Origin of the sequence: Chryseobacterium sp. CP-77, assembly GCF_036362765.1 — a bacterium.
GTDB classification, from domain to species: domain Bacteria; phylum Bacteroidota; class Bacteroidia; order Flavobacteriales; family Weeksellaceae; genus Chryseobacterium; species Chryseobacterium cupriresistens.
The window spans coordinates 3,865,205-3,876,819 of sequence record NZ_CP143637.1; the positions used below are offsets into that span (position 1 = coordinate 3,865,205).

Below are 11,615 nucleotides of genomic sequence, written 5' to 3' on the forward strand. Positions count from 1 at the left end.
TATCTTTTTTCTGCAAAATGATATAGAAATGCGGACACTACAAGTATTTTAATTTTCTGAAAAATATTTCTTCAGGTTATTAAGCTTCATGAGTGCATGTACGTAAAGCGGTATTGCGTTTTCAGAATATCTGGATTTTTTAAAATGGCAGCCAATAGACTCATCATTTTAGAAATTCCTTTTTTCTCCGAAAGTTCAAATGCTTTTTTCCGTAAATAAAGTTGATTTGCGGCATCTGTATCCAGGGGGACAGATCTGGACCACTCGTATAAGGAATTCCAGAAAAGGAATTGTCTGCTGTTATACTGTGGCGAGTATCGGATAATCTTAGTAATTCTGTTATCATCATGTATTCCCCTTATCGCAACGGCTTGGTCTATAATACCTGATTTCAGATAGCAGTGATAAGCCAGTTTAATGATAAAATCAGAGTCCTGATGTACTCGGAGAATATTATTAAACCTTAGCTTATTCTGATCCAGGGCAGATTTTCTGACGGTTAGTCCATTCAAATGAAAGAATGTACCGAAAGTTTTCGGTGTAAGCCCGAGAAGCCCTCTGAATACTTCTTTTCCTTCTGCCGGATAGTTTACTGTTGTCAATGTATTGTCACTGAATTTAGACTGAAATTCCTTTTTCCCTTTTTCAGTGAGATATTCAACCCCTATGGCATTGAAGATCCCGTCTACCTGTTGTTCTTTAAAAAGATCTTTCTCCGCATCAAACCTATTGGGGAGATAATAATCATCAGCATCCAGGAATGTAATGAAACTTGAGGCGGCTTTTTCAATACCCAGATTTCTTGAAGCAGCAGCACCATGGTTTCCTTTGTCAGGGTGCTGGAGCAAATGAACTCTTTGATCTTCGCCAGCTAATTCTTTACAAATTTCCAATGAATGATCAGAAGATTTATCCTCAACTAAAATAACTTCCTTCACTTCTTCAAATTGCAGGGCTGACTGTACTGATTTTTTTAGAAAATCAGCAGCATTATATACAGGGATAATGACAGAAATATCAAGCATCAGAGAACATATTTATTATTATGAGCCCAAAGGGCAAGCTGCAATAAATTCCAGTGCTTATGATCCTTGTTCAGAAATTTTTGGGTAGTATCAAAATCAATATAGTTAAAAACCTTTTGAGACGAATCTCTTAGAAGATCGTCGGAGAGCTTTAGAAGGTTTTCTTCATTAAACCAGTTCTTAACGCTGTGTCCGAAACCTTGTTTGTGACGTTTTCTGATTGTGTCGGTCCAATAATTATTCATGGATTCACGAAGGATAATTTTATCATTTTCACTGGTGATTTTCAGCTGATCAGGAAGCTGAATACAGAATTCTGCAAAATCAATATCAAGAAAAGGAGTTCTTACTTCTAATGAATTAGCCATCGCCATTCTGTCTGATTTGACCATCATATTTCCAGGGACATAATTTTCCAGATCTACTCTCATAATGTCATTCAACGAATCAGGATTCGGAGTAAAGCTGTATCCCTGCTGATAATCCTGTGAACATCCCAAAAGGGCACGTTCCGATTTATTAAAAACATTTCTTACGGAATTCAGATGAAAATCCAGAATGGAGTCGTACTTTAAATTCTGTTGGGTTACGAACGAAACCGTCTTTGCTTTTTTGTAAAGGTTAAGGCCGAATCTGGCGATTAGATTTTTATAACTGAAATGATTTTTCATCATATTTTCTACTGTATAAAAATGATATCCGCCGAACAGCTCGTCTCCAACATCGCCTGAAAGGGCTACAGTCAGATTTTTTCTTGCATTTTTACAGATCTCATAATGCGGAAGGTAAGAGGTATCAGCAAAAGGTTCGTCAAAGAAAGGAGAAACATGCAGTAATGATTCAGCCAGATCTTTTTTTTGCTCATGAACTTCTATATGATTGGTGTTGTATTTATCTGCGATTTCTTTGGCATATTTGAGCTCGCTGTCTTTATGGTCATAACCAAAACTGATTGTCGTCTGATGGGGTAAGAACTCATCCACAAGAGCAACTATAGATGAAGAATCCAGGCCGCCGCTCAGAAAACTGCCAACCTGCACATCTGCAATAAGCTGTTTTTTAACAGCATTTTTCAAAAGGTACAGAAACTCCTCCTTAGCATCAGAGAGGCTGATCACCCTGTCTTTTGACGGCAGGCTGTAATACCGTGAAACAATCACCTTTCCCTCTTTCCAGATCAGCTGATGAGCGGGTGGTAAAGTATATATATTGCTGTAAATGCTCTGATAGGTGCTTACATATCCATATTGGAGATAGTTGGAAATGGCTTCAGGATTTACCTTGGGACGGATTAATCCTGATGCAAGAATCGCTTTGATCTCTGAAGCAAAAATAAATTCATTATTATTTCCGATGGCATAGTAAAATGGCTTTTCACCAAAACGGTCTCTTGCACAGAACAATTGCTGTTCACGGTCATCCCAGATGGCAAAAGCAAACATTCCCGGAAGATCATGGATGAGGTTCTGCTGCTTTCTCTGATACATCGCAAGAATGACTTCCGTGTCGGAACCTCCATGGTAAGGATATTCTGCATATTGTCTCTTAATATCCTGATATCCATAGATTTCACCGTTAAGAACAATACATTCATTTTTTGTATTGGAGAACATAGGCTGTTTCCCGTTTTCGGACAAGTCTATAATGGAAAGTCTGCGGTGGCCTAATATTGCATTATCATAGAATTCAAAGTCTGAAGAATCGGGTCCGCGATGAATCAGAGAGTCTGTCATTTTTTTGATTTCCTCCTGATAATTTGCTGCATTATTGCTTATAATTCCGGCTATTCCGCACATATGCTTTTATTTTTCATCATTAATTTTATCATTTTGTAAAGCTAAATTACAATAAATTAAGGAAATTTCGATCGGTTTAGATCAGCTGTTGCCTCAAACTATTTGAATCGGCTATGTTCTGAATCATCTGTGTACAAGGGTCTGATAACTATGATTTTATTTTTGACGGATATTCATCAATATCAGCCATTGTCGATATTGATTATCTGGTGAAAGTATATTTTATAATTTTTAGTAGCTGGCTTATCCCCGTTCCGATATTTTTGGAAATGGAAAAGCGTTCAAATATGGCTCCATAAAGCTTTCTATTCCATACAGGAGAAACAAACTCCTTTTCGTAATAATATTTATTGATAAGCTGATCCAGGGTTTTTACTATCTGCTGGTTTGCTCTCTGATCATTATTAATCCTCTTAATATTTTTAAAAATATCAATAGAAGTGCGGTATTGTTTTTCTGTTTCTAATGAGCTGTAAACACCGCCGCTATGAAGACGGTAAACGCCCACTACTTTATTAAAGCTTCTGCCTTTTCCAAATTCAAGGGCATGATAAAAATAATAAAGATCCCTGTAATTGGGATAAATGTCAATCCACTTCTCATCAATACAGTCTTTTCTGATCAGATAAGTAAAAGTTTGGGTAGGGCGCTGTACAAAAAAGCTGTCCTGGGTATAATCAATATATTTCTGTCCGTTGAACATGGAGTCTTTTCCATCTTCTGTCAGTTTATTTTCATCCTGATGGAACAGTAAATTTCTGGCGGTCACCATGACATATTCTGAATTGTTCTCAAGGAAATCATACTGAAACTGTAGCTTTTGCGGGTCAATCCAGTAATCATCTCCTTCACAGTAGGCTAAGTATTTTCCTTGAGCTTGTGCGAATGCAAATCTTTGGTTTTCCACAAAACCTATATTGGTCTTATGATTAAAATAACGTATGATATTTGGGTATTGCTTTGCAAATTCTGAAATAACCCTGTCAGAATCATCCGGTGAATTGTCATTACAAATAACCAACTCAAACGGAAAGTCTGTTTTTTGAGAAAGCACACCTTCAATAGCCTCCTTTAAATAAGGGGCGTGATTATAAGTGAGCATAATGACCGATATTTCTGGCTTCATTGATTTAGTAATGAAATCTGTTAAGGAGGGATGGAATAATATCTTTTGATTTTAAATTGATCAATTCTTGAGGATTCTTTTTGAGATCCTGAAACGTGTAGGAAATAAACTGCCTGAAAAATTCAGTATCCAGCTCAAAATTCATAGGAAGATTATGTTTTTTCTGAATAATTCCGAGACCATAATCTGTGTCAATAACAAAAACCTCAAGATCCTTCGGATATTTTTTTAGCAGATAAAGGATAGATTTCCAGGTATCACCGTTCCACTCACCAGTCCATTCCGGATGTTTTTCTTTCGTAAAAAATTCTTCTGAGTTGTACGCTGTTGAGGCTGGCTCACTCACAGGAAAACAGTCATGCATGACAATAATTGATTTTTCATCCATGAAAGGAAGGATATTCAGAACATCTTTAAGTGCCTGGTGGTACGTATGCATACCATCAACCAGAGATATTTCAACACTGCCGAAATTTTTAAGAAACTCTTTTTTTTGCTCAAAAAAATCATCACTGGTCATTTCAAAATAATGCGTTTTTCTATTATTTTTAATGTCAAAGACTTTTCTTTTGAGTTTTTCCATTTTGGGTATTATGAAGTTGGGGTCTATTGCAATTTTGTTTTTACAGCTTATGGCATATAAAGATGTGCCACTTCGGGTCCCAATTTCAAGATATTTTTTAAAATTAGCTTTCTGGATGATACTGTTGATAAGACGAATTCTATTCATTTTTAATGCTGGGTTTAGATTTATTCTGAATTATACATGTTTTAGATTAAGAAATGCAGCCCCTTTATTTTTAATGATGGTTCTTGCGTTCATGATTTCATTAAACCGGGTCTTCTGATATTGATATTCTTTCAAAGTATCGGAAGCAGCAGAAAACTGCAGCTGGAGAGCTTGCTTTATCATTTTAGGAATGAAATCTCTGTTAAGTACCTTGGAATCAAACGGGAGCGCCGGATTCAGATAGCGTTGTTCCCGCTGCACTCTCAGAGCATTGATATGGCTGGTTTTATGGAAATCCTGTTTGCCATCGTGTACAACTCTGCTTGGCGGGCATACGATGATTTTTTTCCTGAAAAAAGAAATACGTTGTACATATTCATAATCTTCAGAATAATGAAAAAAGTAAGGATTAAAGCCCCCGATTTCTTCAATGGTTGCTTTGGGAAGCAGCCAGTGAGCGGCATTCACAAAATCGATCTCATAATAATCTTTCAGACTATTGTTAAAGCTGTCTGAAAATATTCTGTTATCCGGAGTATTTCTTGCCAGATAACGTTCGAAAAAAATATCGAGCTTTTTCTCGCTTCCATCCATGTGTATCGGACTTAAAATCCCCAGTTGATTTTTGTCGGGGTATGCGTTGTAGACATCCAATAGCTTTTGAAAACTATCCGGATAAATCCACGCATCCTGATTCATCAGGTAGAAAAAATCTGCTCCTTCTTTATACGCTTTTTCTATCCCTGCATTATTCGCTTTCCCAAAACCTAAATTTTGTGGAGATTGAGTGAAGTCTACCTCAGGAAAATACTTTTTGATATATTCCTGAGTACCGTCTGTTGATCCGTTATCTATTACAATACATTTTACAGGAACTGAAGAGGTTCTTAAGCTTGAAAAACATCTTTCTGCCCACTTCATGGCATTATAAGTAACAATGATTACGTGAATAGCCACCATCTTAAATATACTTTCGGGTTAACGTTTCAAGATAACTTTCAGGACTGATACCTGAAAAGAAGTCGTGAATTTCTTTATCAAAATCTACTCTGTAGAAGTCTCCTTCGTTCACTTCTGAATAATAGGCCTTTCGATGGGTTTCTTTTTCAATAGCACCTATAATTTCTTTTAAATCAAAATTATAGGGGAAAGAAAAGTTAATAACTTTATTAGGAAGATGCAGGCAGTAGGACTCTAAAAATTTAGAAATATCTTCTATATCCAGCAATAGCCTTCTTGCCTTTGTATGAACTGTAAACTGGTTTGAATTTTTAATCTGATTTTTAAGAAAATTGAATAATGTATTTGGGTTTCCTCCGTTTCCTACAATATTTCCAATTCTGAGAATAAGGTAGTTTTTACACTTATTTTTGATATAATTTTCAATTTCCTTTTTATGTAAAACGTAAAGACTGTCTTGTTTTGACTGATCATGAATGCTTAGAGTAGAAAAATAAATTAATTTATGATTGCTGTTACTCTCAATACATTTATCCAACAGAGTAAATTCTCTTTCAAACTCTGAACTTGTCGTTTCCAGAGAATTCGAAACTCCAGAAGCGAAAAATAGATTTTCCTCTGAGTCTATATTTTTTAATGAATTGGCAATAAGTCCGTTTCCTATGATCATATTATATTAAACAGTTTTAGATAAATTTTAATTCTTAATGTTGTGTTTTTTATTGATACTTCCGGCGTATCTTATATAGCCGTAATACTTTTTGGCTATTTCCAAATGCTCATTAAAATTAAGTTTTTTGGGATAAAATTTTAATGTCAGAAATAGGTTTTTTTTATTAACAGGGTAGTATTTAAAAAAATTGTGTAAAAACCCTAGAAATATTTTCTTTTCAGCTTCGGTGTCAATTTCTTTTTGAAAATCAGATCCTATACTTTCCCTTACTTTGATATTGGCATCTAACCAAGTTTTATCCGGATTTCCACCAGAAAAATGTTGAATCAGGATATTGTTAACCACATAATTCTGTTTTTTTGTAGAAACTCTTAAACTAAAATCAAGATCATAGCCATGGAAACCTTTCAATAGATTTTCGCTGAATTTAAACTGATTAAATATTTCTTTTTTAATTCCCAGAAAAACCCCGTCAACAGCAAAGACTTTATTTCTGTTTTCCTTCGTTGTTTGAATGGGAAAATACAGGGTATTTTCTTTATTTCCCTGTAAAATATTTACGAAATTATATTTCTCAGTAACGGTCCAGCTTGATGGAGCAGAAGGAACGTAGGATGATCCTGCAAGCCCTATAATTCCTGTATTTTCCTGGTTTAAATGATTTATGAGTGTATTCCCCCAATCTTCATTTTTAAATAAGATGTCTTCATGGATGAAAAGCAAATAATCAAAACCAGCTTTTTCCGCGCCTTTGTTATAAGCTTCACAAATACCCATCAATCCAGGATTGTTTATTTTAATGATTTCATAAGACACCCCAATTGTTTCTGCAATATTTTTTTCAAGTGCAGAAAAATAGTCAGGAAGATATGATGAGATTATGATGGAGATCATCCTAAAGTAAGTTATCAATTATTGTAAAAATTTTACCTGCCAATTTCTTGTCAGAATATTCGTTTTCCAATCTCTGATAAATATTTTCGCCATAACTTTCTCTTAGATTGGCATCCTGCATAAGTTTAACGGTTTCTTCAGCCATGGCATCCATATCCAGATAAGGAACAAGTACTCCATGATTGTTTTCCAGAAATTCAACGGCACCACCGCTTTTTTCAAAAGCTACGATGGTTTTTTTTAGTTTTGCAGCAGTCAGCATAACTAATGGAAAAGGATCTTCACGGGACATTAAAAGAAAAACATCAAAAATATTTATATAATCATTTGGCGTTTTGTTATGATCGATAAAAATGATGTCCTTTTCTACCCCTAATTTTTCAGCATCCAATTTGGCACATCTTACAGCAGCACTTTTGGATGTCCCTCCAAGGTTGATAAATTTAAAGCTAAGGTCAGTTTTCTGTTTTATTTTCTGCACCAAAACAGGAACCATCTCTGTACCTTTCCTTAACTCTTGCGAACTGGCAATTCCAACGATCAATTCTTCGTTTTTAATATTCAATTCCTTTTTCAATAATTCTTTATCCTTCTGGAGGTTGAGAACATTGTCTACGAAAGAATGTATTGCTGTTACTTTCTGAGGGGCTGCATTGTACTTGTTGATAAGATTGTCGGCAACAGCTTGCGAACCTGCTATAATTTGGGTGATATTTGAAATGTTTTCTAAAACAAACTCTTTAGAGTAAGTACTTTCAATCCCAAAACTAAGCTCGTGAATAGCAACAATTGTAGGAATGTTTTTTTTATAAAAAGGAAGCGTCCAAATCAATGATTCCATTGTGTTTCCATATACCAGATCGTATCTGTTTTCAAGAAGAGAGGTGGTAATTTTATCAATTTTGTCTTGTTGAGTCTCTTTTTTTCTGAAAACAATTGATTGAACTCTTTTTAAATTTCTTTTTAAAAATGAAAAAGACTGTAAATGATAATGAGCAACAACAATATTGTTAGCTACTTTTGCAAATTCTTCATACAATTCTCCTCCTCTGATCAATAAAATATCGATCTGATAATTCTCTTTTTCTTTTTTTAATCTTTTTATTAAATCTAAAACAAGAATGGGAGCACCGGATAAAGAAGCTTCGTGAGAAATAAATAATATTTTTTTTGTACTCATTTTAGAGGGTTTGAGAAATTAAATTTTGACTATTTTTCATAATTGTGTTTTCAGGAACAGATTTGTGTATTACACAGCCGGCTCCAATAATAGAATTGTCTCCGATAGTAACCCCTTTTAATATTACAGTATTGCTTCCAATCCAGCAATTTTTGCCAATTTTAATAGGAGACGTCATATATTTTTCTTTTTCTACAAAAAGTTTTTTACCTTTTTCGATAAGATGATTATGATCGTATAGCCTTACACCTTCACCAAAAATGGTATCATTACCAATTTCAATTTTATCTAAACAATTAATAGAACAATAATTGTTGAAAAAAACGCCTTTTCCAATTCTAAGCTCAGCATTCGGAAAAACTAAAATATTGCAATATTCTCTCAGTAAAAAATTTTCGCTAATTGTAATATTTCCTGTTTGATTATTTTCTCCTTTAAAAATATCTGCATCTTTGGGCGAAAAACTTGGATGAATATTTATATTAGGTCTGGATATGAAAATATTCCATTTTTCCTGCTTTTTTCTTTTATCATTATTCTCGACAAGAGTAATGATTTTTTGTGCGATATTATTTTTAAGCTTTGTAAACATTTTAGAAAATTAATTTTTACAATTTTAATTTCTTCATAATTTTAGATTTCATGATTTTTAAAAGACTTCCCATATTGGTAATCGTTTCAATATATCGATAATCTTTTAGTTTTAAATCTAATGCTTTTTTCTCATCAAAAGGCCTTATTAAAGCATTTCTGAAATTATTATATTGTACAAGAAGATTCTCATGAACTTCTTTATTGCTTTTAAAATGAAGCAGTAAAAATCTTAAGCAATACATGGTATTTACCATTTGATCTACCTTGTTTTGTGTACTCCACATACCGCTTCCTACTCTGTAGGTTGCCATTTCCTGCGGAAAATATTTTATCAACCCGAAAGACGCATTCAGCATGTGCATGGGATAATCGCCGATGGGAGAATATTTCAGCCAGTCAGGGAGAATCTCCATATTTTTTCTGAAAACCACAGAAACGGTGATAATGAAGTTTTCTTTTGCAAGATCTTCAATTGTATAAGTTTCTTCGGTATCAGGATTAGGATAAGTGAATTTTTCGTCTCTTGTGGTAAGTTCGTTAATCTTATGAAATGTCAGACTGTAATCAGGATTTTCTTCCAAAAAATCAACCTGTTTCTGCAGTTTTAAAGGATCTTTCCAATAATCATCGCCTTCACAAATGGCAATATATTGACCTTTGGATTCACAAATGGTCCATACAAAATTGGGGATGGCACCTTTATTTTTCGTATGTTTTATGTATTTTATCCAATGTCCGTTCGGATGGGTGTTGATAATATTTTTTACAACCGCTTCGGTATTGTCCGGCGAGCAGTCGTCTGAAATAATCAGTTCTATTTCTCCATTGAAAGCCTGTGACAAGACCCCATTAATACTTTCTTCTATATATTTTTCATGACCATAGGTGATCATCACAACGCTTACTTTAGGATTCATCATGTATTTGTTTTAATAATTTTTGCAGGAACTCCCACAGCTACGCAATTGTCCGGAATGTTTCTTGTGACAACGGCCCCGGCTCCTATAATGACATTGTTTCCAATCTTAATGCCCGGAAGAATGATAGAACCTGAACCTAATTGACAGAAACTGCCAATATATGCCCTTCCTAAAATTTTCACATCAGGTGAAATTTCTGTAAAATCACCAATTTCTACATCATGAGTGATAATAGAATTGTAATAAACAATAGCACCAGTTCCTATGGTAACATCGTTGGAAATTTTCACCCCGTCTAAAATATTTGCTCCTCTGCCGATGCTTATTCCGTATGAGCCGATGTCGGCTTTCGGGCTTATGGTAGAGGTTAATTTTCCACCGGCTTCTGTAAATTTGTCGGCTAATTTTTTTCTTAATCTAGGATTTCCAATTCCGACGGTGAACTTTTCATCAATGGTTTCAAAATACTTTTCTGCATCCTGAATATTTTTCAGAACAGGAAACTGATGATACAGATTACCAAAGACATCATCATTCACATCGTCATAAAAAGCAAGATCGGCCAGGTCATTATTCTGATGGCAGATCTCTAATACTTCTTTTGCAAATCCTTTGGCTCCGATGATTAACATGATTAATTATTTTGTATTCTCAGCATAAGCCGGGCAATAAGCTCAACTTCTTCAAAAGTCAGGTCATGATAAAGCGGAAGGCATAACGCTCTTTTCGCAATATCTTCAGTCACCGGAAGTTCCAGTTTCGGGAGATAAGGTAATGATGATGCCAGGCTCGGATAGAAATATCTTCGGGTAAAGATTTCTTGTTTATCCATTTCGGCTTTTAATTTTAACAATAATTCTTCACTTTCTAAAATAATAACATAATAAGGGAAATTTTCATTAGCATTTGAATGCCACAATGGTTTTACGGCTTTTAAATTTTTCAGCTTTTCATCATAAAGTCTAGATAAAGCTTTTCTTTTTTCATGAATTTCGTTGATGTATTTAAGATTAATCAACCCCATGGCAGCATGAAATTCAGAATTTTTTCCGTTAAGTCCTAATTCAGCAAATGAATCAAATCCTGAAATTCCAAAGTTCCTGATATATGCTAATTTTTTTAATAGATCCGGATCTTTGGTGATGACCAAACCTCCTTCAATGGTATGGTAAAGTTTTGTTGCATGAAGGGAACACGTAGAAATATCACCATATTCAAAAATTGATTTTCCGTTCACTTCCACTCCAAAGGCGTGGGCTGCGTCATAAATTACTTTTAAATTGTTTTTTTTTGCAATAATCTCTATAGCTTCCACATCACATGGATTTCCATAAACGTGTGTGGCAAGGATGGCGGTAGTTTTTTCTGTGATGGCTTCTTCAATTTTTTTAGCGTCAATGCACAGGCTTTTTGGATCTATATCAACAAAAACGGGCGTACAGTTTTCCCAGACGATAGAACTCGTTGTAGCAATGAAAGAAAATGGGGTAGTGATCACTTCACCTGTAATTTCAAGTGCCTTGATCGCCATTTGTATGGCTACGGTACCGTTGGTTACAAATAATAGATGCTGTACTTTGAGGTAGTCTTTAAGCTCCATTTCTAATTGACTCGCTAAAGGTCCCATATTGGTAAGCCAGTTTCTTTTCCAGATACCGTCTAAATATCTTTCATATTCTTCCTGTGGCGGAAGAAAGGGTTGGGTTACGGGAATCAT

Annotated in this window: 12 protein-coding genes; all 12 read right to left on the reverse strand. The window is 34.7% G+C overall.

What is annotated here, in order from left to right; all coding sequences use genetic code 11:
• Window positions 1-86: 86 nt before the first annotated feature.
• Window positions 87-1,025: a glycosyltransferase family 2 protein gene (locus V0410_RS17235; protein WP_330745022.1), complete on the reverse strand. Its 939-nt coding sequence runs from the start codon at window positions 1,023-1,025 to the stop codon at window positions 87-89.
• Window positions 1,025-2,821, reverse strand: coding sequence for an asparagine synthase (glutamine-hydrolyzing) (gene asnB / locus V0410_RS17240; protein WP_330745023.1), 1,797 nt, complete (start codon window positions 2,819-2,821; stop codon window positions 1,025-1,027). Before asnB ends, V0410_RS17235 begins: the two co-directional genes overlap by 1 nt.
• 202 nt (window positions 2,822-3,023) lie before the next feature.
• The gene (locus V0410_RS17245; protein ID WP_330745024.1) at window positions 3,024-3,947 is read right to left on the reverse strand and encodes a glycosyltransferase family 2 protein; all 924 of its coding nucleotides are present in this window, start codon (window positions 3,945-3,947) and stop codon (window positions 3,024-3,026) included.
• Between the two features lie 4 nt (window positions 3,948-3,951).
• Window positions 3,952-4,677 carry a class I SAM-dependent methyltransferase gene (locus tag V0410_RS17250; RefSeq protein WP_330745025.1) on the reverse strand — a complete coding sequence of 242 codons (726 nt, stop codon included), beginning with the start codon at window positions 4,675-4,677 and terminating at the stop codon, window positions 3,952-3,954.
• Window positions 4,678-4,707: 30 nt separating this feature from the next.
• Window positions 4,708-5,637 carry a glycosyltransferase family 2 protein gene (locus V0410_RS17255; protein WP_330745026.1) on the reverse strand — a complete coding sequence of 310 codons (930 nt, stop codon included), beginning with the start codon at window positions 5,635-5,637 and terminating at the stop codon, window positions 4,708-4,710.
• A gap of 1 nt (window position 5,638) precedes the next feature.
• Window positions 5,639-6,307 carry a hypothetical protein gene (locus V0410_RS17260; protein WP_330745027.1) on the reverse strand — a complete coding sequence of 223 codons (669 nt, stop codon included), beginning with the start codon at window positions 6,305-6,307 and terminating at the stop codon, window positions 5,639-5,641.
• Window positions 6,308-6,334: 27 nt separating this feature from the next.
• Window positions 6,335-7,204, reverse strand: a complete 870-nt coding sequence (locus V0410_RS17265) for a glycosyltransferase (protein ID WP_330745028.1) — start codon at window positions 7,202-7,204, stop codon at window positions 6,335-6,337.
• A 1-nt stretch (window position 7,205) separates the two neighbouring features.
• On the reverse strand, window positions 7,206-8,384 hold the full coding sequence (locus tag V0410_RS17270; RefSeq protein ID WP_330745029.1) for a glycosyltransferase family 4 protein: 1,179 nt from the start codon (window positions 8,382-8,384) through the stop codon (window positions 7,206-7,208).
• 1 nt (window position 8,385) lies between these two features.
• Window positions 8,386-8,976: an acyltransferase gene (locus V0410_RS17275; protein ID WP_330745030.1), complete on the reverse strand. Its 591-nt coding sequence runs from the start codon at window positions 8,974-8,976 to the stop codon at window positions 8,386-8,388.
• A 16-nt stretch (window positions 8,977-8,992) separates the two neighbouring features.
• On the reverse strand, window positions 8,993-9,898 hold the full coding sequence (locus V0410_RS17280) for a glycosyltransferase family 2 protein (protein ID WP_330745031.1): 906 nt from the start codon (window positions 9,896-9,898) through the stop codon (window positions 8,993-8,995).
• Complete coding sequence (locus V0410_RS17285) at window positions 9,895-10,530, reverse strand: acetyltransferase (protein WP_330745032.1); 636 nt, start codon at window positions 10,528-10,530, stop codon at window positions 9,895-9,897. Before V0410_RS17285 ends, V0410_RS17280 begins: the two co-directional genes overlap by 4 nt.
• A gap of 2 nt (window positions 10,531-10,532) precedes the next feature.
• Window positions 10,533-11,615, reverse strand: a complete 1,083-nt coding sequence (locus tag V0410_RS17290; protein WP_330745033.1) for a DegT/DnrJ/EryC1/StrS family aminotransferase — start codon at window positions 11,613-11,615, stop codon at window positions 10,533-10,535.

Excerpts from the sequence above, each read along its gene's own strand:
- V0410_RS17235 (WP_330745022.1), bottom strand. The coding sequence starts at position 1,025 with ATGCTTGATATTTCTGTCATTATCCCTGTATATAATGCTGCTGATTTT.
- asnB (WP_330745023.1), bottom strand. The coding sequence starts at position 2,821 with ATGTGCGGAATAGCCGGAATTATAAGCAATAATGCAGCAAATTATCAG.
- V0410_RS17245 (WP_330745024.1), bottom strand. The coding sequence starts at position 3,947 with ATGAAGCCAGAAATATCGGTCATTATGCTCACTTATAATCACGCCCCT.
- V0410_RS17250 (WP_330745025.1), bottom strand. The coding sequence starts at position 4,677 with ATGAATAGAATTCGTCTTATCAACAGTATCATCCAGAAAGCTAATTTT.
- V0410_RS17255 (WP_330745026.1), bottom strand. The coding sequence starts at position 5,637 with ATGGTGGCTATTCACGTAATCATTGTTACTTATAATGCCATGAAGTGG.
- V0410_RS17260 (WP_330745027.1), bottom strand. The coding sequence starts at position 6,307 with ATGATCATAGGAAACGGACTTATTGCCAATTCATTAAAAAATATAGAC.
- V0410_RS17265 (WP_330745028.1), bottom strand. The coding sequence starts at position 7,204 with ATGATCTCCATCATAATCTCATCATATCTTCCTGACTATTTTTCTGCA.
- V0410_RS17270 (WP_330745029.1), bottom strand. The coding sequence starts at position 8,384 with ATGAGTACAAAAAAAATATTATTTATTTCTCACGAAGCTTCTTTATCC.
- V0410_RS17275 (WP_330745030.1), bottom strand. The coding sequence starts at position 8,976 with ATGTTTACAAAGCTTAAAAATAATATCGCACAAAAAATCATTACTCTT.
- V0410_RS17280 (WP_330745031.1), bottom strand. The coding sequence starts at position 9,898 with ATGATGAATCCTAAAGTAAGCGTTGTGATGATCACCTATGGTCATGAA.
- V0410_RS17285 (WP_330745032.1), bottom strand. The coding sequence starts at position 10,530 with ATGTTAATCATCGGAGCCAAAGGATTTGCAAAAGAAGTATTAGAGATC.
- V0410_RS17290 (WP_330745033.1), bottom strand. The coding sequence starts at position 11,615 with ATGATTCCCGTAACCCAACCCTTTCTTCCGCCACAGGAAGAATATGAA.